The sequence below is a fragment of the Rhizobium sp. NZLR8 genome (assembly GCF_019685025.1).
In the GTDB taxonomy this organism is placed as follows: Bacteria; Pseudomonadota; Alphaproteobacteria; order Rhizobiales; family Rhizobiaceae; genus Rhizobium.
The window spans coordinates 60,884-80,457 of record NZ_JABDVY010000001.1 but is presented as its reverse complement, the minus strand read 5'-3'; the positions used below and the strand labels follow the sequence as shown (position 1 = coordinate 80,457).

Sequence of the window (19,574 nt, the reverse complement as noted above, 5' to 3'; positions counted from 1 at the left end):
GGCCTGTCCGCGAATTCGAGCAAACGGAAACTTCCATGCGCAGCAAAGTCCTGAAGTCCTGCCTCGCCCTGGCCATCGCTCTGGCCGCATCCATGGGAACCGTCGAATTTGCCCATGCGCAGGCCGCCAAGGGTCCAAGCGGACTGCCATTGCCGCGTTTCGTCACGCTGAAATCCAAGCGCGTCAACCTGCGCATCGGCCCGGGAACGGATTATGCCGTTTCGTGGATGTACCTGAAATCCGGGTTGCCGGTGGAGATCATTCAGGAATACGACAACTGGCGCCGCATTCGCGATGCGGACGGTACCGAAGGCTGGGTCAACCAGTCACTGCTGTCAGGCCAGCGTGCGGCGATCGCCGCCCCGTGGATGAAGACGAAGGGTAAGGGCGTCTTTGTCAATCTGCGGCGCGAGGCGCAGCCCTCCGCATCGATCGTCGCCAAGCTGGAACCCGGCGTAATGGTGACGATCGGCGAATGCAACGGTGACTGGTGCCGCGCCGAAACCGACGGCGCCTCCGGCTGGGTGGCGCAGTCGGAGATCTGGGGCGCCTATCCCGGCGAAGCCTTCAAATAAGCCCAGCCTGTTTGGCAGCCTCGGAAAGCGAGGTCATCGGGCGCGGGCCGATCTGCTGGATAACGATGCCGGCGGCGAGGCAACCGAGCTTGCCGCAATCCTCCAGAGAGCGTCCCTGCGTATAACCATAGAGGAAGCCGGAGGCAAAGAGATCGCCGGCACCTGTCGTATCCACAACTTCCCTGATCTTGATCGCATCGACGTAATAACGCTCGCGGCCCTTCAGGATGACGGCGCCGTCCTCGCTCATGGTCACGGCGGCGATCTTGCAATCGGCGGCGATCCTGTTCAGCGCCTCTTCGAAATCGTCGGTTTCATAGAGCGACAGCGCTTCCTGGCGATTGGCGAAGACGATATCGACCTTGCTGGAGCGCATCAGATCGAGGAATTCGCCGCGATAGCGGCCGACGCAGAAGCTGTCGGACAGCGTCATCGACATTTCGCGGCCGTTTTCATGGGCGATGCGGGCACAATCGAGGATCGCTTCCTTGGCGCGTGGCGGATCCCACAGATAACCTTCGAAATAGGTGACCTTGGCGTCGGCCACGACGTCGGTCTCGACGTCCTCAGGCCCGAGTTCGACGCAAGCGCCGAGATAGGTATTCATCGAACGCTCGCCGTCCCCGGTGACGAAGATCATCGAACGGGCCGTCGGCGGGAAGGTGCCCTTGGGCCGGGTCTGGTAGTGGACGCCTTGGGCGCGGATGTCGTGGGTAAAGATGTCACCCAACTGATCTGCGGCGACATTGCCGAAATAGGCAGCCTTGCCGCCGAGGTTAGCCACGCCCGCGGCCGTGTTGCCGGCGCTGCCGCCGGAGGCTTCGAGCGCCGGTCCCATGCGCGAATACAGCAGTTCGGCGCGCTCGGCATCGATGAGGTTCATGGCCGCCTTGGTGATCTGGTTGTCAATGAGGAACTGGTCGTCACAACGGGCAATGATATCCACGATTGCGTTGCCGACTGTCAGAACATCGAATCTTGTCATGAAATGGGGAGTCCCGGATTTGTGATAGCCGGGGTTTGGTCTTAGCGAAATTTCTACAGTTTGGAAGGATAAATGGCGGATGGCACATCTATTTCTTCGCAAAACTGCCGCCTATTCGTCATGCCCGTGTCATCTTCAAAATCTAGAAACAGTCGCAAGAAGACCGGCATGAGCAGCTTTCGGTTGCAGCCGGGCGCCCGAGGGATGATCCCTTCGATCTTACCGGCGCGATGCTGACCACGGATGAACTGGCAGCTTCGCGATCGGATATCCGGCAGGTCCGGAGCGGAAAAGCGGGCTGTGCCCGCTTTTTTTGCTCTGCGGATGCTGCCGGATTGGCGATTGGCTTTTCAATCCAGAAGGCTTGCTGCTGTCGCGCCGCTACGCCTTCTTAGACGCGCAGCGCCGTAGAACTTTGAATTGCTGGATAATTTTCTCCTTAAACCGATTCCGATTTGAGGAATTATGCAGTAGAGGTTGATACTCCCCCCGCGCAAAGCAGCCTCCCCCATGTCAGCCATCATTCTCGACGTTCTTCCCATCTTCATCCTGATCCTCATCGGCTGGGTGATCGTCCGCAGCGGCCTGATGGCATCGAATGTCGGCGAAGCGCTCAGCGAATTTGTCTTCAAGATCGCCGTGCCGCTACTGCTGTTTCGCACCATCGCCGAGGCGGATTTTCATGGCGCCTCGCCTTTCCGGCTGTGGATCGTCTATTTCTCAGGCGTTGCCATCACCTGGGCGACCGGCCATATCGCCGCCACGCGGCTCTTCGGCCGCGACGAACGGATCGGCGTGCTGGCCGGCGTTTCCTCCGCCTTCGCCAACAATATCTTCATCGGCCTGCCGCTCGTCGAGCGGACCGTTGGCGATGAGGGGCTGGTGGCGCTGTCGATCCTGCTTGCCGTGCATTTGCCGGTGATGATGGTCGCCGGCACCGTGCTGATGGAGCATGCCGAGCGCAAGATCGCCGGCAAAAGCGATCGCAGCATGATGCTCGTGCTGCGCCAGATCGCCGTCAATCTGGTGCGCAATCCGCTGGTGATCGGGCTTGCGGCCGGCATGGCCATGCATCTTTCCGGTCTCACCATGCCCGTAACCCTGGCAACGGTCGTCAAGCAGATCGCCGGCATTGCCGGTCCGGCGGCGCTGATCTCGCTCGGCATGGCGCTGGAGAAATACGGCATTTCCGGCAATCTCGGCATCGCCAGCGTCACGTCAAGCTTGAAGCTGCTGATGCTGCCCGGCTGCGTATGGGCGGCGAGCCATCTCCTCGGCCTCAGCCCCGAATGGACGGCGGCGATCGTGCTGACCTCCTCGGTGCCCACTGGCGTCAACGCCTGGCTAATCGCCAACCGCTTCGGCGTCGGTCATAGCATCGCTGCCTCGACGATCACGGTGACGACGGCGCTCGGTGCAATCACGGTGTCGCTCTGGGCCTATTTCCTGGGTGCCTGAAAAACTCTTTGCACAACAAAAAGCCCGGCTTCGCGGGCCGGGCTTCTATGACATGCGATTATTCCGTCCGCGTCACTGCGTCGCGGTCGGCAGCGGCACCGGCGAATCGGCGAGCGTGTGCAGGTAGAGGATAACGTTGGCGCGATCCTGATCCTTCGGCAGACCGGCAAAGCCCATCGCCGTGCCGGGAACATCCTTCTTCGGCGCCATCAGGAACTTGTTGAGAAATTCGAAGGTCCACTTCTCGCTGCTGCCCTTGGAAAAATCCTTGATGGCAGCGGAATAGGCAAAGCCCTCATGCGAGGCGATCGGGCGATCCACGACACCAAAGAGGTTGGGACCGACCTTGTTCGGTCCCCCTTTGGTGCCGTCATGACAGGCCTGACACTTCTTGAAGACCGTTTCACCGGCCTTGGCATCGGCAGAAGCGAGCAATTGCGCGATCGGAACGGCAGCAGCGGCAGGCGCAGCTTCGCCACCAGCGGCGGGCGCCTCTTCGGCAACGATCGCGAAACCTTCCTTTTCCGGTGCTTCGGAATGGAAGATCCCTTCGGACGCGATGGAGACCGACATCAGAACGAAAATCGTTCCGAGCAGCGCCCCAACGGCCGTATTGACGTATGAATTCATCTGCAATGCTCCCCTTGCAGCCGGCAGACCATAACCCGACCATCTTGAAATCGCGCGGAACCTATGTCTTTTGGCTGATCGTTGCAACTGTCTAAATGGTCTTGTGCGTGAGACTTTTTGACACTTTTCAGCCCGGAATAGAAGGCCCGACCAATGAGTGATTCAAATTTAGATGACGTGCTTGTATTGATCCCGGCGCGTATGGCCTCCACCCGACTTCCGGGCAAGCCGCTCGCCGATATTTGCGGGCTGCCGATGATCGTCCAGGTGGCGATGCGCGCCAGGGAGGCAGCCATCGGCCGCGTCGTCGTCGCCGTCGACGACGCCCGGGTGTTCGATGCCGTTTCGGCCGCCGGCTTCGAAGTCGTCATGACCAGCAGTGATCATCAATCTGGTTCCGATCGGATCTTCGAGGCGCTGAAGAAAGTCGATCCTGCCGGCAGGGCAAAATTCATCGTCAACGTCCAGGGCGATCTGCCGACGATCGATCCGGAAACCGTGCGCGCGGCTTTGCGCCCTCTCGAGAACGAGGCGGTCGATATCGGCACGCTGACGACCGAAATCGACAATGAAGCTGATAAAACCGCGCCGCATATCGTCAAGGTTGTCGGTTCGCCCGTTTCCGACACCCGACTGCGCGGGCTCTATTTCACGCGTGCGACGGCACCTTACGGCAAGGGCCCGCTCTACCACCATATCGGCCTTTATGCCTATCGGCGCGCGGCGCTGGAACGGTTCGTCGCGCTCGGGCCTTCAACGCTCGAAAGGCGCGAATCGCTGGAGCAGTTGCGGGCGCTGGAGGCCGGCATGCGCATCGACGTTGAGATCGTTGACACGGTTCCGCTCGGTGTCGATACTCCCGCCGACCTCGAAATAGCGCGGCGCATCCTCTCCGCAAAGTCGAACTGACGGAACCATCATGAACATCAAGACCAACAGGATCGCCTTCCAGGGCGAATTCGGCGCCAATTCCGACATGGCCAGCCGGGACATGTTTCCGACCATGGAGCCGCTGCCCTGCCAGACCTTCGAGGATGCGTTCACGGCGGTCGACAACGGCGACGCCGATATCGGGATGATCCCGATCGAGAACACGATCGCCGGGCGCGTCGCGGATATCCATCATCTGCTGCCTGAATCGCGGCTGCACATCATCGGCGAGTATTTCATGCCGATCCGCTTCCAGCTGATGGTGCTGCCGGGGGTGACCAAGGACGAGATCCGCACCGTGCACAGCCACATTCACGCGCTCGGCCAGTGCCGCAAGATCGTTCGGGCCAATGGCTGGAAGCCTGTGATCGCCGGCGATACGGCAGGCGCGGCAAAGCTGGTGAAGGAAACCGGCGACCGCTCGATGGCCGCCCTGGCGCCGCGGCTTGCCGCCGATCTCTACGGGCTCGAGATCATCGCCGAAAATGTCGAGGATACCGAAAACAACGTCACCCGCTTCGTCGTGTTGTCGCGCGACGAGGAATGGGCGCAACGGAATTCGGCGGACGAAAAGGTCGTTACCACCTTCGTCTTCAACGTTCGCAACATTCCGGCCGCGCTCTACAAGGCGCTCGGCGGGTTCGCCACCAACAATATCAACATGACCAAGCTGGAAAGCTATCAGCTCGGCGGAAGATTCGTGGCGACACAGTTCTACGCCGATATCGAAGGCCATCCGAACGATCCAAACGTGCGGCGGGCATTGGAAGAACTGCGGTTCTTCTCCGAGAAGGTGCGCATCCTCGGCGTCTACAAGGGGCATGCGATGCGAGGCCTGCTTTAGTTTTTTGCATATCGCCCGGAACCACCTTCCGGGCGGCATGCATGAGAGGCCTCGCATATCAGCTATTATTTATCCGGCTCACAGACACGCAGGCGATGACCATCCGGATCGAGCACGACGAAGGTCGGGCCGAAGTCCAGTTCGGTTAGTTCCTGGGCGATCGGCAGGCCGCGCTTGCGCCAGTCCTCATAACGGTTGGCGACAGCATTTTCCCCCGCAACCATGAAGGCCACCTCCCCGCGGTTGCCGATGGCGGAGGGCTGCGGTTCGACCTTGCTGCGCCGCCAGAGGCCGAGGGTGAAGCCGCCATCGAGCGGAAAGGCGACGAAATTCGGTGCTTCCACGGTCGGTTCGCGGTTCAGGAGGTTCCGGTAGAAGCTTGCGCTTTCGCCGGGGTCCTTGACGTAGAGGATAATCAGATTGGGGCTGGTCATTTTGGTTCTCCCGGTGGTGTTAAATGGTGGACGAGGAATTACCTGCTGCCAATTTATGGCAGCAGGGCACAAAGGGCGTTGCCGAAGCAACGCCCTCGTCTCCTCGCGGATGCGGATAACGATGAGGTGGCCTAGAGCGGGAAACCATCCTTGTGGCGTGGGTTGCGCCCATCCATGAAGCCGAGGTCGCGCTTCAGATAGTCGGGTGTCGCTTCAACGTCGAGCTTGGAGCGGCTTCCCCCGGGGATCCAGAAAAAGCTGATGGCCAGGCGCAGCAGGCCGGAGCGTGCCGATTGGCGGACGTCGGCGAAAGTTTCGGCCGAAATGATGTCGGCAAAGCTATCAGTGGCGAAGCGGTCGCCGGCCCGCTGAATGACTGGAGGCATTGCCATGATCAGTACTCCTTCCTGTTGAAGTGGTACTGATGATAACCCCGACTGCTGACAGTTTATGGCAGCAGCGTTTCAGTTCTCGAGCGGCACGTCCTGCTCGCGCCATTCCTTGAGAAGAACCGTGCGGCGGCGCGGATAACGCACCTCATGCAGCGTCATGTCGATGATGCGGTCGGTGCGGAAATGGCGGAAGTCCTGGCGCAGTTCGCACCAGGCCATGAGGACGCGTACATGCTCGAAATAGCCGAGTGCGAAAGGCCAGACGCGGCGACGCGAGATCCGGCCCTGCTCGTCGCCATAATGCAGTTCGAGGATCCGCTCCAGGCGGATCGCCCGGCGGATGGCCGAGACATCCGCCTTGTCCTCGTCCCGGCGTTTGGGGCCGACGAAAAGGGCTGCCGAATCGATCATCTCCCGCATATCGGCCGGCAGCACGGCGGCAATCTTGGCGAGCGCATCGGCGCCGGCGCCGGCCAGGCGCGGTTCGGCGGCGCGGGCGACCCAGCGCGAGCCGAGCACCAGTGCTTCCAGCTCCTCTTCGGAAAACATCATCGGCGGCAGCATGAAACCCGGCTTCAGCACGTAGCCGATGCCGGCTTCGCCTTCGATCATCGCACCCTGGGCCTGCAGGCTGGCAATATCGCGATAGAGCGTGCGCAGGCTGACGCCGGTTTCCTCTGCAAGCACGATGCCGGTCACCGGCCGCCGGTAACGCCGGAGCGTCTGGAGCAGCGTCAGCAGCCGTTCCGAGCGGGCGACCGGCATGGCGTTACCGCTTCCACTCCACCCAGTCGCGCATCAGGCGGTGGGCGATCGCCCCTTTCGGCGGAGAGGCCTTGCCTGTCGCGCTCGGGCGTTCCAGCATCTCGATCGTTTCCTCGCGGGTGAACCAGCGGCAATCCTCCAACTCCGTCTCGTCGCGGGTGATTTCGGCGGATCTGGCCTCGGCGTAACAGCCGATCATCAGGGAATGTGGCATCGGCCAGGGCTGCGAGGCGTGGTAGCGGATGCGGCCGGTGCGGATGCCCGATTCCTCCAGCGTTTCGCGGCGCACGGCGTTCTCGATGGTCTCACCAGGTTCAACGAAGCCAGCAAGACAGGAATACATGCCGGGCGCGAAATGCGGACTGCGGCCGAGCAGACAGAGGTCGCGGCTCTCATCGATCGTCAGCATGATGACGACAGGGTCGGTGCGGGGGAAGATCATGTGTTCGCAGGCAGCGCAGACACGTTTGTAGCCGCCGATGTGGATCTCCATCGCCGAGCCGCAACGGCCGCAGAAGCGGTTGTCGCCATTCCAGCGGATGAGGCTCGCGGCCTGGGCGAATTCGCCGAGCAGCACCTCGTCGATCAGCATTTCGCGAAACAGCGTGCGGCCGTCGGCAGGCTTGTATTGGCTGGTGAGATCGTCGACGTCGATACCGACGGGAACCGCAAGGCGCGGCTCGCCTGATTTGCGGTAGCCGAGAAGCACCGTCTCGTCCCAATTCGGCCGAAGCTCCTGAAGCTCATAGCGGGCAAAGAGCGGATCGAGCACCTGGCCGTCATGCTTCAGCACCAGCTTGTCGCCGGCGAAGGCGAAGATATGCGTGCCCTCCTTGGCCAGCGCTTTTTCGACGGAGCGTTCGTCGCGATGTTCGGAATCGCGATTGAGGTCGTTGGCGGCAAAAGCCGTGAGATTGCTGGGCTCCGGATGCGGCACATCCGAATCGAAAAGCGAATGACTCATGATGAAAGGGCTTCCCGCAGCTTCGCTGTGAATTCGTCTCTCTTTTCGTCTTCGTAGGGTTCCGCGCGTCCGAAGCCCCAGACGGGACCCGGCCAGTTGGCATCGCCTTCGAAGCGGGCAATCACATGAACATGAAGCTGGCGGACGATATTGCCAAGAGCCCCGATATTGATTTTTGCGGCACCGGTGATCTGCTTCAGCGCCGTGGCAGTGAGCTCGGTCTCGAAGGCAAGCAGCACTTGGTCGAGCGGCGTCAGCTCGAAGATTTCGGTGATGCCTGCCCGGCGCGGCACGAGAATGAGCCAGGGCCAGCGGGCATCCCTCGACAATCTCAGATCACAGAGGCCCGTGATCATGATGCTGACGCTGTCGTTTTCCAGCCGAGGGTCGAGCATAAAGCCGTTCAAGGGCATTCCTCCTGTCTTTTCCAACGACTAGCAGTTTTTTATCATGTTGGCTTGCTTTTGATGACGATATTGCCGATATGTGCATTCGGGAGGTTGGTGGTGGACGAGCCACTCGCCAACCGGGTCAGGTCCGGAAGGAAGCAGCCCTAACGAGCCCGGCACGGGTCATCGTGCCAGCCTCCCACCTTCTCTCCACGAAGTGCCCGACGATCCGGGCGACAAGCAGGGCGATGAGCGACACCGAGCGACAATCAAAAGATGCCGCCTCGACGGGCACCGGATACCGGGTGCTGGCTCGCAAATACCGCCCCAAGGATTTCACGGACCTGATGGTCGGCCAGGAGCCGATGGTCCGCACCCTTACCAACGCCTTCGAGACCGGCCGCATCGCCCAGGCCTACATGCTGACCGGCGTGCGCGGCGTCGGCAAGACGACGACTGCGCGCATCCTGGCGCGAGCGCTGAATTACAAGACAGCTGATGTCGACAAGCCGACGATCGACCTTCGCACGCCCGGCGAGCACTGCCAGGCGATCATGGAAGGCCGGCATGTCGACGTGATCGAGATGGATGCCGCCTCCCATACCGGCATCGACGATATCCGCGAGATCATCGAGCAGGTGCGCTACCGGCCGGTTTCGGCGCGCTACAAGGTCTACATCATCGACGAAGTGCACATGCTGTCGACGCAGGCCTTCAATGGCCTCTTGAAGACGCTGGAAGAACCGCCGGAGCATGTGAAGTTCATCTTCGCCACGACCGAGATCCGCAAAGTGCCGATCACCGTGCTGTCACGCTGCCAGCGCTTTGACCTGCGCCGCATCAGCGCGTCGGATCTCGTCGGGCTGTTTTCGACGATCGCCGCCAAGGAAGGCATCGAGGCGGAACCGGACGCGCTGGCAATGATCGCGCGTGCCGCCGAAGGCTCGGCGCGCGACGGGCTGTCGCTGCTCGATCAGGCGATCGCCCATGGTGCCGGCGCCGTGCAGGCGGAAGCCGTGCGCGGGATGCTCGGTCTTGCCGACCGCGCCCGGATCGTCGATCTCTTCCAGCATGTCGTCCAGGGCGACGTGGCCGCAGCCCTCGGCGAATTCCAGAGCCAGTACGAGGCCGGCGCCAATCCCGTGGTGGTGCTGACCGATCTTGCCGATTTCACCCATCTGGTGACGCGGCTGAAATATGTGCCGGATGCGGCGAACGACCCCTCGCTCAGCGAAGTCGAGCGCACCAAGGCGGCGGAATTCGCCAAGGGCGTTGCGGTAACGACGCTGTCGCGCATCTGGCAGATGCTGTTGAAGGGCATTCCGGAAACGGAAGGCTCGTCGCGGACGGCAGGTGCGGCCGAAATGGTGCTGATCCGGCTGGCGCATGCCGCGCATCTGCCGGCGCCCGAAGACGCGGCGCGGCGGCTTGCCGAATTTTCCGGCGACAATGCCGGCCCGCGGCCCGCCTCCCCGCCTTCAGGCAGTGGCGGCGGCAACGGCACGCGGGTTCCCTATCAAAGCAGTGTCGCGGCACGCGCGCCGGAAATCGCACCGAGCAAACCACAGGCGTCCGCGCCGGTGGCAATGCTGCGTGCGGTGCCGAGCAGCCAGCCCGAGACGATGCCTATCGGCCGAATCGAGACGAAACCGGCGGAAGCGCTAAAGTCGCTCGTCCAGGTCAACTCGGTCAGCGATATCGTCGATCTTGCCGCCGAGAAGCGCGATCCGAAGTTGAAGGCGATGGTGCGCACCTTCGTGCGCCCGGTCCGGATCGAGCCCGGCCGCCTTGACGTCAGCCTGGCCGAGGGCGCGCCGACGACGCTGCTCAACGAGCTTGCCGTCAAGCTGAAGGAATGGACCGGCATCCACTGGATCGTCAGCCTCAGCCGCGAAGAGGGCAAGCCGACGCTGGTGGAAGCGGAGGCCAGGACCCGGGAACAGCACGTCATCGACGCTCGTCAGGATCCTGACGTGGCAGCGATCCTGGCGCATTTTCCAGGCGCGAAAATCATCGACGTGCGCGTGCGGGCGCCCGAACCGGACGAGGAAGGCGAGGCAACGCCACCGGCCGCCGCCGAATCCGAAGAAGGCGACATCCTGCCTGGCGACGACATAGAGTTCTAGAGTTTCAACAAGGAGCGAGACGATGCGCGACATCATGGGCATGATGGGCAAAGTCAAGGAAATGCAGGCCAAGATGGAGCAGATGCAGGCGGAGATCGCCGAGCTCACGGCCGAAGGCAAGGCGGGCGGCGGCCTCGTTACCGTCATCATCTCCGGCAAGGGCGAGCTGAAGAGCTTGAAGATCGACCCGTCGCTGTTCAAGGAAGACGATGTCGAGATCCTCGAGGACCTGATCGTCGCCGCCCATAAGGATGCGAAGGACAAGGCCGAAGCGCTCGCCGCCGAAAAGACCAAGGCGCTGACCGCCGGCCTGCCCATCCCGCCCGGCTTCAAGCTGCCGTTCTGATAGCAGGCAGTTCGGTCTTTAAGGCATTTCCGTTTTTTTCGAATTGCGGAGATATTCCAAAGCGCGTCGCATCGAATTTGATTCATGCGATGCGCTTTTATTGTTTTGACGCATGTCGTTATCGTGGAGCCTCTGCATACCTTTGTAGTGACATGCATTGCCTCTCTTTTTTTCGAGTAATTCCCGACACAAAACCACGCCATAGTTTTGCTGGAATTGCTCTCATATTTCAGCCAGTAGTTTCAGAGATCTCACAAGGTTTTTCATGAAGATCGCCGGCGTTTTTCGCGTTTTTATTGCTGTTACTATCTTCGCGCCGACGACCGTCAGTGCAAATCAATGCGATCCCAGTAAGCCTGTTTATGTGTTCGACCAATTTGGCGGGGGCGACGACACCAAGGTTTTCTACAGTGAGCGCGATGGCAAACACGAATGGTACCTGACACCAGTCAGGTTTGATACTTGGCGAAAATCCAAACTGGTTTGGTCTATCGATGGTGCCGTAACATGCAGCGATGCTGTCGGCATATGCACGTTAGACTTGGAATCCAACAAAAAGAAGGACTCGAATTCGGCTCTTTACCACTGCTTCAAGGAAAATGAAAAGGATATGAAAGGTGTAACCTCCCTTGCGATCCCCGTCACCGATATTATGACAGGTAACGAATCATCGCACGTTGCATTCGGCTTTCTGACTGCTATTTCAATGGGATGCAGTAATTTCTTGGACATCAAGGTTGAACGGAAGGCATTGCTAACCCCGCAGGAACGGGAAGGTCAGTTCCTCTTGCCGCCTTACTTTCGACGGGTTGCTTGCCCCACGTAGCCGGGCTCCTCATCTCGCCGCGAAACTATTACAAAGCGCGCTGAGAATACGACTCCTAACTTTGAGCAGCCAGCATTGACCGTAATTTGTAATGAATGGGCGCTGACAGATAACGCTGTCGATCTTCAACCGAAAGTTGGCGCCCGAAGGTTTCCATCATTTCCGGCATCGTCACCCGGGCGCCGGAAAAAGGCGCGTACGCGACCGGCAAGCCGGCTTCGACAATTCCGTTGGCGATTACACGGCAATAAATGCCGGGACGGCCTGCCTGGGTATATCGCTTGACGAATTTCGGGTCGTTCATCCTGGCGGCGAATGTGGCGCAGGGAATGCGGCAGGAGGTGACCTCGAGGACCAATTCACCTGTCATGAAGCGGTCGCCAACCGCGACTTGTCGGTTGTCGAGGCCCTCAATTACGAGGTTCTCCCCGAAAGTTCCGAGGTTGATGGGATGGCCGAGTTCCCTCGCCCACCAGTCGAGGCAGACGGAGCCTTCCAGATAGACAGCCTGATCGACGCCGCCATGGTGTTTGCTGTTGCAGATCGCATCACCGACCAGCCCTTCGGCATCGATCATCACCGCGCCGTTGACGGCGTGTTTGAAGATGCCGGTCTTGTAGCTCTTGCCGGCCAGCCTTTCCGGATTGCCGATGCACAGCGCCAGGATTTTCATGGGACGACCGATCCTTCCGCGATTCCGTTTTCGCTGCATATCAGCTAAGAACTGCGCATGGCAAAACGAGTCACTGGCCCCGAAATCGAAAAACTCATCCAGCTTTTGGCGAAGGTGCCGGGCCTCGGGCCGCGCTCGGCGCGCCGGGCGGCACTGCATCTGATCAAGAAGAAGGACCAGTTGCTAGGGCCCCTGTCGAATGCGATGGGCGAGGCCTATGACAAGGTGAAGATCTGCTCGCGCTGCGGCAATGTCGATACGGTCGATCCGTGCACAGTCTGCACCGACACGCAGCGCGATCAATCCATCATCATCGTCGTCGAGGATGTATCGGACCTCTGGGCGCTGGAGCGAGCAGGCGCGATGAACGCCGCCTATCATGTGCTCGGCGGTACGCTGTCGCCGCTCGACGGGATCGGGCCCGACGATCTCAATATTCGCGGGCTGATCGACCGGATCGGCGAAGGCGGCATCCGCGAGCTGATCATCGCCGTCAACGCCACCGTCGAGGGCCAGACGACGGCGCATTACATCACCGATCAGTTGCAGGGGCTTGAGGTGAAGATCACCCGCCTGGCGCACGGTGTGCCGGTCGGCGGAGAGCTCGACTATCTCGACGAGGGCACGCTTGCGGCGGCCCTTCGGGCGCGGACGGTGATATGAGAGGCTTATCTATGCCGCGGATATTCGCACTTGCTTTGACACTCGCCCTCCTCCCCTTCCCCGCCCTCGCAGCCCCATCGAAAGCCGATGTCGAGGTGCAATTCGAAAGCTGGGTGCAGAAGGACCTCTGGCCCGAGGCGAGGGCAAACGGCATTTCGGAGAAGACCTTCCAGGCCGCTTTCTCTGGCATCACGCTGAACTGGAACCTGCCCGATCTCGCGCCGCCCGGCTTCCCGCCGCCGAAGGAGCAGAAGCAGACGCAGGCGGAATTTTCTTCGCCCGGTCCCTATTTCAACGAGGACCATCTGAAGAGGCTTGCCGCAACGGGGCGCGGCTTTGCCACGCAATACGGTTCGACGCTGAAGCGGATCGAGAAGACCTATGGCGTGCCGGGCTCGATCGTGCTTGCCATCTGGGGGCGGGAGACCGGCTTCGGCGCGGCGAAGATCCCGAATTCGGCGATCGAGGTGCTGGCGACCAAGGCTTTCATGTCGACGCGTAAGGAGATGTTCCGCACCGAACTGGTGGCGGCGCTGCATATTCTCGACGGCGGCGACGTGACGCCCGCCGATTTCAAGGGTTCGTCGGCGGGCGCGCTTGGCCAGCCGCAGTTCATGCCGACCAGTTATCTGAAATACGCCGTCGATTTCGACGGCGACGGCCATCGCAACATCTGGACCTCGGTGCCGGATACGCTCGCCTCGATCGCCAATTTCCTGGTCAAGAAGGGTTGGCAGCGCTACCGCGACTGGGGCTTCGAGGTATCGATACCGGAGGCGGTCTCCTGCGCGCAGGAAGGGCCGGATCTCGCAAAGCCGCTGTCGCACTGGGCCTCGCTCGGCATCGACCGCATCTCCGGCAAGGGTTTCCCCTCGGGCGAAATGAAGGCTGAGGGCATGATGCTGGTGCCGGCCGGCCGCGACGGGCCGGAATTCGTCGTCACGCCGAATTTCTACATCATCAAGGAATATAATAATTCCGATCTCTACGCGCTTTACATCGGTAATCTCGCCGACCGGATCGCCGATAATGGCGGCGCCTTCCAAGGCCGATGGGGCGATGTCGGCAAGATGCTGCGCTCGGATGTCGCCGCCATGCAGAAGGCACTGGAACGGGAGGGCTACGATGTCGGCGGTTCCGACGGCCTGCCGGGCTACAAGACCCGGCGTTCGATCGGCCAGTGGCAGGCAAAAAACGGTATGAAGCCGACCTGCTTTCCCGAAGCGACGATGAAGGGCAAGCTGAAGTAGTCCGCTTCAGAACGTGCGCTTCAGCCCTTCATGGCTGGCGACGAAGCCGAGCTTCTCGTAAAAGCGGATCGAATCTGCCCGCGTCTTGTCCGATGTCAGCTGCACGAGGCCACAGCCGCGCGCGGCGCATTGGGCGATCGCCCATTCGATGAATTCTGCGCCGAGGCCCGAGCCGCGACGATCGCTTGCGACACGCACACTTTCGATCTGGCCGCGCCACATGCCTATCCTCGACAGGCCGGGAATAAAGCTCAGTTGCAGGCAGCTGACCACCCGATCGGCCGCATCGATTGCAACGGCCAAAAGCTGATTGGCATCCGCCTCGATCGCGGCAAAGGCCGAGAGATACCGCGCATCGACGGGGTCGGCGACGATTTCCCTGGTGCCGCCAAGATCGTCGTCGGCCAGAAGCCGGACGATGGCGGCGAGATCGGACTGGCGGGCGAGCCTGAAACTGTGCATGCCTGGCCTCAATGATGCAGATCGATCGGCGCCTTGTGGAAGACATCGTCGCCGGGCGGGATCGCCTGGCGTTCGATCATCCGGTGAACATGCAGCGGACCTTCGCCGCGGTGAAGCGCACGCAGCCTGTCGGTGTTTTCGGCATCGGCCTGCGTCCGTCGCTGGTTGTGTCTGATGTATTCCACCCAGGTCGGCGTGTGGTAGGTTTCCGTCCACAGTCCGGGGTTTTCGAGATCGCGCATCAGCGCCCAGTTGCGGGCGCCATCGCGGATGCGGATACGGCGCCGTTCGCCCATCAGCTCCATGAATTCGGCCAGGTCGTCATCTCCGATCTCATAATCGACCTGAATGACGATCGGGCCGCTGCGCGGCGTGATGTCGAGACTGAGGGCCGGCTCGGTGAAGCGGTTCAGCGGATCGAGATTGAGCGAGGCGAAGGCCGGCATGGAAAAACGCATGCCGATCACGATGCCGAGCAGCATGACGGTCGATGACATCAGCAGCGCATCGGCGACGCCGTATCGATCGGCGGCAATACCCCATAGCCAGCTGCCGCCGGCGATGCCGCCGAAGGTGACGGTCTGGTAGAGTGACAGCGCGCGGCCGACCACCCAGCGCGGCGTCGAAAGCTGGACGATGGTGTTGAAGAGCGAAAGTGCGGAAACCCAGCAAGCGCCGGAGACGAGCAGCCCGGCAGAGGTAAGGACAGCGCTTGGGCTGAAGGCGGCGATGACGGCGCTCAGCGCGAAGCCGGCGAAAGACAGGCGGATGATCATCTCGCTGGAAAGCATCTGGCGCAGTCGCGCATTCAGCACCGCCCCGCCGATCGCACCGATGCCGAAGGCGCCGAGCATGAAACCATAGGTCAGCGGGCCACCGCCGACGAGATCGAGCGCGACGATCGGCAGCAGCGCCAGGATCGAGCTGGCGCCGATGCCGAAGAGCAGTCCCCTGAGGAGAACCTTTTCGAGATTGGGCGACATCGAGACATAACGCAGGCCAGCGAAGATGGCGCTGCCGAGCGCCTCCCGCGGCAGAGTCGAGACCGACGTGCTCGGCCGCCAGCGCAGCAGGGCATAGATCAGCGCGAGGTAGCTTACGGTGTTCACTGCGAAAGCTGCAGCGGCGCCGGCTGCGGCAACGATGACGCCGCCGATCGCCGGCCCAACGCTGCGGGTAATGTTGAAACCCATGCTGTTCAGCGTGACGGCGCCCGGCAGATCGGCGCGCGGCACCATGTCGCCGACCGAGGCCTGCCAGGAGGGATTGTTGAGTGCTGTGCCGCAGCCGATCAGGAAGGTGAAGAAGAGCAGCAGCCAGGGGGTGATCCAGCCGAGAAGGGCGAAGATCGTCAGCAGAGCCGAAACCGTCAGCATCATGCATTGCGCCGTCAGCATGACCCGCCGGCGGTCGTAATTGTCGGCGAGCGCACCCGATATCAGCGAAAACAGCATGATCGGCAGCGCCGTCGAGGTCTGCACCAGCGCGACCATATCCTCCGAGGCGCTGATCGTCGTCATCATCCAGGCAGCACCAACCGCCTGGATCAGGCCGCCGAAATTCGAGGACAGGCTGGCGAACCAGATGGTGCGGTAGGTATCGTGCCGAAGGGGCGCCAATGTCGACGAAGTGTAGGCCACGATTTCTCCGCTTTTGTTGTTGCGCCGCAACGGCAATATATGCGCAAGATCGGCGCTGGCCATAGGCCCACCGACGTCACCCGACACGAATTGGCGGAATCAGCCGCAGACCTTGCAATTTCGGAAAAACCCGACTATATGGCTCTCAAATTCTTGATCGCTTGATGAAGAGTGGGCCGCAAGGACCCGCTCTTTTTTATTAGCGCGATCCCTAAAAAGCATGAAATTGCGAGGAGCGCACCGCTTGTCGGACATGACAAACGCAGGCAACGAACTTGAGCCGCGGCTGATTACCGAAACCGGGCTCGACCAGCGTCTTGCCGATATTATCGAACCTGTCCTCATCGGCATCGGCTTCCGGCTTATCCGCGTCCGCATGCTGAACCAGAACGGCGTGACGATGCAGGTGATGGCCGAACGCAACGACGGGACGATGACGGTTCAGGACTGCGAAGAAGTCTCGATGGCGATTTCTCCTGTCCTCGATGTGGAAGATCCGGTCGATAAAGAGTATCATCTCGAAGTGTCTTCGCCCGGCATCGACCGTCCGATGGTGCGGAAATCCGATTTCGTCCGCTGGCAGGGCCACCTTGTGAAATGCGAGACGTCGATCTTGATCGACAATCGCAAGCGCTTCCGCGGCAAGATCGTCGAAGCAGGCGTCGATGGTTTCACGCTCGAGCGTGACCAGGTCGCTTACGGGGAAGAGCAGAAGGTCACCATTCCCTTCACGGCGCTTAGCGATGCGAAGCTCATTCTGACCGACGACCTGATCCGCGACGCGTTGCGCGCCGATAAGCTGGCGAAAGCCGAGGCCGCCAACCAGAACGAAGCGGACGACCAGGAATAACCGATCAACAGACCGCTACAGGGACGGGAACCCTGGAGTAAAGACGGAGAAACAAGACAATGGCAGTCAGTGCGAACCGGCTCGAACTTCTGCAGATCGCAGATGCAGTGGCGCGCGAAAAGGTCATCGACCGCGAGATCGTGCTGGCCGCAATGGCCGACGCCATCCAGAAGGCGGCACGCTCCCGTTACGGCACCGAGTCCAACATCCGGGCCGATATCAATCCGAAGACCGGCGAAATCCGTCTGCAGCGCCTGCTCGAAGTTGTCGACAAGGCTGAGGATTATTCGACGCAGATCCCGCTGGAGCTTGCCCGCGACCGCAACCCGGACGCCGCACTCGGCGATTTCATCGCCGATCCGCTGCCGCCAATGGATTTCGGCCGCATCGCCGCACAGTCCGCCAAGCAGGTGATCGTGCAGAAGGTGCGTGAAGCCGAGCGCGACCGCCAGTTCGACGAATTCAAGGATCGCGTCGGCGAAATCGTCAACGGCACCGTCAAGCGCGTCGAATATGGCAATGTCATCGTCGATCTCGGCCGTGGCGAAGGCATCATCCGCCGCGACGAAATGATCCCGCGCGAAAACGTCCGCTATGGCGATCGCGTCCGTGCCTATGTTTATGATGTCCGTCGCGAGCAGCGCGGCCCGCAGATTTTCCTGTCGCGTACGCATCCGCAGTTCATGGTGAAGCTGTTCACCATGGAAGTGCCCGAGATTTACGACGGCATCATCCAGGTGAAGTCGGTCGCCCGCGATCCGGGCTCGCGCGCCAAGATCGCCGTGATCTCGAACGATAGTTCGATCGATCCGGTCGGCGCCTGCGTCGGTATGCGCGGCTCGCGCGTTCAGGCCGTCGTCGGCGAACTCCAGGGCGAGAAGATCGACATCATTCCGTGGTCGCAGGACCCGGCGACCTTCGTCGTCAATGCCCTGCAGCCGGCCGAAGTCGCCAAGGTCGTTCTCGACGAGGATGCCGAGCGTATCGAAGTCGTCGTTCCCGACGAGCAGCTGTCGCTTGCGATCGGCCGCCGCGGCCAGAACGTCCGGCTCGCCTCGCAGCTGACCGGCTGGGACATCGACATCATGACGGAGGCCGAGGAATCGGAACGCCGCCAGAAGGAATTCAACGAGCGTACCAACCTGTTCATGGATTCGCTCGACGTCGATGAAATGGTCGGCCAGGTTCTGGCCTCTGAAGGCTTTGCAGCGGTCGAAGAACTGGCTTATGTCGATCTCGACGAAATCTCCTCGATCGACGGTTTCGACGAAGAGACGGCGCAGGAAATCCAGCAGCGTGCCCGCGAATTCCTCGAGCGTCTCGAAGCCGAGATGGACGAGAAGCGCAAGGCGCTCGGCGTTCAGGACGAGCTGCGCGAAATCGACGGTATCACCGCCCAGATGATGGTGGCGCTCGGCGAAGACGGCATTAAGTCGATCGAGGACTTTGCCGGTTGTGCCGCCGACGACCTCGTCGGCTGGACGGAACGCAAGAACGGCGAAACGAAGAAGTTCGAAGGCCTGTTCTCGAAGTTCGACGTCTCGCGCGTCGAGGCCGAACAGATGATCGTCCAGGCCCGCCTTTCGGCCGGCTGGATCACGCAAGAGGACCTGGCTAAGGGGACCGAAGAAGAGGTCGCCGAAGCCGAACAGGAAGTATGATGACCGCGCATGAGCCGGACGCTCTCCCTGATGAGGACGACGATCTTGCAGGTTATGACGTGAACGGACGCATGTGCATCGTGACGCGCGAAAGCGGATCGCCGGAAGAGCTGATCCGCTTCGTTGCCGCTCCCGATGGAACTATTGTCGCCGACCTGAAGCGCGAGCTTCCGGGACGCGGATGCTGGGTAAAGATCGACCGGTCGCTGGTCGACAGGGCGGTGGCGAAGAAACTCTTCGCCCGCGCGCTGAAAATGGATGTGAAGGCGGCAGACGATCTCGGCGCGAGCGTCGATCGGCTGCTCGCGGCGCAATTGATGCAGATGATGAACATGGGGCGGAAAGCCGGCCAGTTCGTCAGCGGATCCTCGAAAGTGGATGCCGCAGTTAGAAGCGGGGCAGCGCTTGCGGTGTTCCATGCGACTGATGCAGCGGACGACGGCGTCCGAAAAATCGACCAGGCCCGCAAGGCCTGGCACCTCGGAATGGAGACCGAGGAGGAGATACCTTCCTTCCGTCTCTTCTCGGAGAGCGAAATGGAAGGCCTGATGGGTCAGAATGCTTTTATCCATGCCGCAGTGCTTGCAGGGCAGGCGGGTGAGGGTGTAGTGAAGCGCGCAAAGATGCTCGAACAGTACCGTATTGGCGGTCAGTCCCGGGCAGCAGCGGGCGGCGCTGGCCGGCAAAAACAATGAGGCGGTCACCGGCATC

22 protein-coding genes and 1 other RNA gene are annotated in these 19,574 nt (G+C 61.1%); 13 read left to right on the top strand and 10 right to left on the bottom strand.

The features are described from left to right. Window positions 1–35 precede the first annotated feature (35 nt). Entirely contained in the window at window positions 36–575 is a 540-nt protein-coding gene (locus tag HJB89_RS00380) for an SH3 domain-containing protein (protein WP_207582425.1), read from the top strand. On the opposite strand, the gene HJB89_RS00375 is transcribed toward HJB89_RS00380, so the two are convergent. Continuing rightward, window positions 568–1,560, bottom strand: coding sequence for an adenosine kinase (locus tag HJB89_RS00375; RefSeq protein WP_221148650.1), 993 nt, complete (start codon window positions 1,558–1,560; stop codon window positions 568–570). The two genes, HJB89_RS00380 and HJB89_RS00375, sit on opposite strands and share 8 nt — an antisense overlap. A 510-nt stretch (window positions 1,561–2,070) precedes the next feature. Between HJB89_RS00375 and HJB89_RS00370 the strand changes: the two genes are divergently transcribed. Next, window positions 2,071–3,018: an AEC family transporter gene (locus tag HJB89_RS00370; RefSeq protein ID WP_207582423.1), complete on the top strand. Its 948-nt coding sequence runs from the start codon at window positions 2,071–2,073 to the stop codon at window positions 3,016–3,018. A 72-nt stretch (window positions 3,019–3,090) separates the two neighbouring features. Here the strand turns inward: HJB89_RS00370 and HJB89_RS00365 are convergent, their stop codons facing one another. After that, the gene (locus tag HJB89_RS00365) at window positions 3,091–3,648 is read right to left on the bottom strand and encodes a cytochrome c family protein (protein WP_221116478.1); all 558 of its coding nucleotides are present in this window, start codon (window positions 3,646–3,648) and stop codon (window positions 3,091–3,093) included. A 153-nt stretch (window positions 3,649–3,801) separates the two neighbouring features. Between HJB89_RS00365 and HJB89_RS00360 the strand changes: the two genes are divergently transcribed. Together HJB89_RS00360 and HJB89_RS00355 are read left to right on the top strand one after the other, a co-directional pair. Next, entirely contained in the window at window positions 3,802–4,557 is a 756-nt protein-coding gene (locus HJB89_RS00360; RefSeq protein ID WP_207582421.1) for a 3-deoxy-manno-octulosonate cytidylyltransferase, read from the top strand. A gap of 10 nt (window positions 4,558–4,567) precedes the next feature. Further along, on the top strand, window positions 4,568–5,422 hold the full coding sequence (locus HJB89_RS00355) for a prephenate dehydratase (RefSeq protein ID WP_207582420.1): 855 nt from the start codon (window positions 4,568–4,570) through the stop codon (window positions 5,420–5,422). A gap of 65 nt (window positions 5,423–5,487) precedes the next feature. Here the strand turns inward: HJB89_RS00355 and HJB89_RS00350 are convergent, their stop codons facing one another. The 5 genes from HJB89_RS00350 to HJB89_RS00330 all read right to left on the bottom strand — a co-directional run bounded on the left by HJB89_RS00350 (window position 5,488) and on the right by HJB89_RS00330 (window position 8,384). Further along, window positions 5,488–5,856: a VOC family protein gene (locus tag HJB89_RS00350; RefSeq protein ID WP_221148649.1), complete on the bottom strand. Its 369-nt coding sequence runs from the start codon at window positions 5,854–5,856 to the stop codon at window positions 5,488–5,490. A gap of 131 nt (window positions 5,857–5,987) precedes the next feature. Then, window positions 5,988–6,248, bottom strand: coding sequence for a hypothetical protein (locus HJB89_RS00345; protein WP_207582418.1), 261 nt, complete (start codon window positions 6,246–6,248; stop codon window positions 5,988–5,990). 72 nt (window positions 6,249–6,320) lie between these two features. After that, window positions 6,321–7,013: a YafY family protein gene (locus HJB89_RS00340; RefSeq protein ID WP_049731259.1), complete on the bottom strand. Its 693-nt coding sequence runs from the start codon at window positions 7,011–7,013 to the stop codon at window positions 6,321–6,323. A 4-nt stretch (window positions 7,014–7,017) separates the two neighbouring features. Next, on the bottom strand, window positions 7,018–7,977 hold the full coding sequence (gene nudC, locus HJB89_RS00335; protein WP_207582417.1) for an NAD(+) diphosphatase: 960 nt from the start codon (window positions 7,975–7,977) through the stop codon (window positions 7,018–7,020). Beyond that, window positions 7,974–8,384 carry an HIT domain-containing protein gene (locus tag HJB89_RS00330; RefSeq protein ID WP_207582416.1) on the bottom strand — a complete coding sequence of 137 codons (411 nt, stop codon included), beginning with the start codon at window positions 8,382–8,384 and terminating at the stop codon, window positions 7,974–7,976. The genes nudC and HJB89_RS00330 overlap by 4 nt, the downstream gene beginning before the upstream one ends. Before the next feature lie 88 nt (window positions 8,385–8,472). Between HJB89_RS00330 and ffs the strand changes: the two genes are divergently transcribed. The 4 genes from ffs (at window position 8,473) to HJB89_RS00310 (ending at window position 11,664) form a co-directional block, all read left to right on the top strand. Continuing rightward, an RNA gene (gene ffs / locus HJB89_RS00325) (signal recognition particle sRNA small type) lies at window positions 8,473–8,569 on the top strand. Between the two features lie 45 nt (window positions 8,570–8,614). After that, window positions 8,615–10,492 (top strand): DNA polymerase III subunit gamma/tau, encoded by a 1,878-nt coding sequence (locus HJB89_RS00320; RefSeq protein ID WP_221148648.1) that lies wholly within the window; start codon window positions 8,615–8,617, stop codon window positions 10,490–10,492. A gap of 22 nt (window positions 10,493–10,514) precedes the next feature. Next, a complete protein-coding gene (locus tag HJB89_RS00315; RefSeq protein ID WP_003571208.1) occupies window positions 10,515–10,838 on the top strand; it encodes a YbaB/EbfC family nucleoid-associated protein in 324 nt (107 codons plus the stop codon). A gap of 265 nt (window positions 10,839–11,103) precedes the next feature. Then, window positions 11,104–11,664 carry a hypothetical protein gene (locus HJB89_RS00310; protein ID WP_221116475.1) on the top strand — a complete coding sequence of 187 codons (561 nt, stop codon included), beginning with the start codon at window positions 11,104–11,106 and terminating at the stop codon, window positions 11,662–11,664. Window positions 11,665–11,719: 55 nt separating this feature from the next. Here the strand turns inward: HJB89_RS00310 and HJB89_RS00305 are convergent, their stop codons facing one another. Next, entirely contained in the window at window positions 11,720–12,337 is a 618-nt protein-coding gene (locus HJB89_RS00305) for an MOSC domain-containing protein (protein ID WP_221148647.1), read from the bottom strand. 57 nt (window positions 12,338–12,394) lie between these two features. Between HJB89_RS00305 and recR the strand changes: the two genes are divergently transcribed. Both recR and HJB89_RS00295 read left to right on the top strand, forming a co-directional pair. Further along, on the top strand, window positions 12,395–13,000 hold the full coding sequence (gene recR, locus HJB89_RS00300; RefSeq protein ID WP_003589338.1) for a recombination mediator RecR: 606 nt from the start codon (window positions 12,395–12,397) through the stop codon (window positions 12,998–13,000). Between the two features lie 11 nt (window positions 13,001–13,011). Next, window positions 13,012–14,250: a lytic murein transglycosylase gene (locus tag HJB89_RS00295; protein ID WP_221132954.1), complete on the top strand. Its 1,239-nt coding sequence runs from the start codon at window positions 13,012–13,014 to the stop codon at window positions 14,248–14,250. Window positions 14,251–14,256: 6 nt separating this feature from the next. Here the strand turns inward: HJB89_RS00295 and HJB89_RS00290 are convergent, their stop codons facing one another. Both HJB89_RS00290 and HJB89_RS00285 read right to left on the bottom strand, forming a co-directional pair. Continuing rightward, the gene (locus HJB89_RS00290; protein ID WP_221132953.1) at window positions 14,257–14,712 is read right to left on the bottom strand and encodes a GNAT family N-acetyltransferase; all 456 of its coding nucleotides are present in this window, start codon (window positions 14,710–14,712) and stop codon (window positions 14,257–14,259) included. A gap of 8 nt (window positions 14,713–14,720) precedes the next feature. Beyond that, window positions 14,721–16,352 carry an MFS transporter gene (locus HJB89_RS00285; RefSeq protein ID WP_221148646.1) on the bottom strand — a complete coding sequence of 544 codons (1,632 nt, stop codon included), beginning with the start codon at window positions 16,350–16,352 and terminating at the stop codon, window positions 14,721–14,723. A 244-nt stretch (window positions 16,353–16,596) separates the two neighbouring features. On the opposite strand from HJB89_RS00285, the gene rimP reads away from it, so the two are divergent. From rimP to HJB89_RS00270, 3 genes are read left to right on the top strand one after another with little or no spacing between them, the layout of a single operon-like run. Next, entirely contained in the window at window positions 16,597–17,202 is a 606-nt protein-coding gene (gene rimP, locus HJB89_RS00280; RefSeq protein WP_012559489.1) for a ribosome maturation factor RimP, read from the top strand. Between the two features lie 59 nt (window positions 17,203–17,261). Continuing rightward, window positions 17,262–18,863 (top strand): transcription termination factor NusA, encoded by a 1,602-nt coding sequence (gene nusA, locus HJB89_RS00275; protein ID WP_207582410.1) that lies wholly within the window; start codon window positions 17,262–17,264, stop codon window positions 18,861–18,863. Then, window positions 18,860–19,558, top strand: a complete 699-nt coding sequence (locus HJB89_RS00270; RefSeq protein ID WP_207582409.1) for an RNA-binding protein — start codon at window positions 18,860–18,862, stop codon at window positions 19,556–19,558. Before nusA ends, HJB89_RS00270 begins: the two co-directional genes overlap by 4 nt. The last annotated feature ends 16 nt before the right edge of the window (window positions 19,559–19,574 follow it).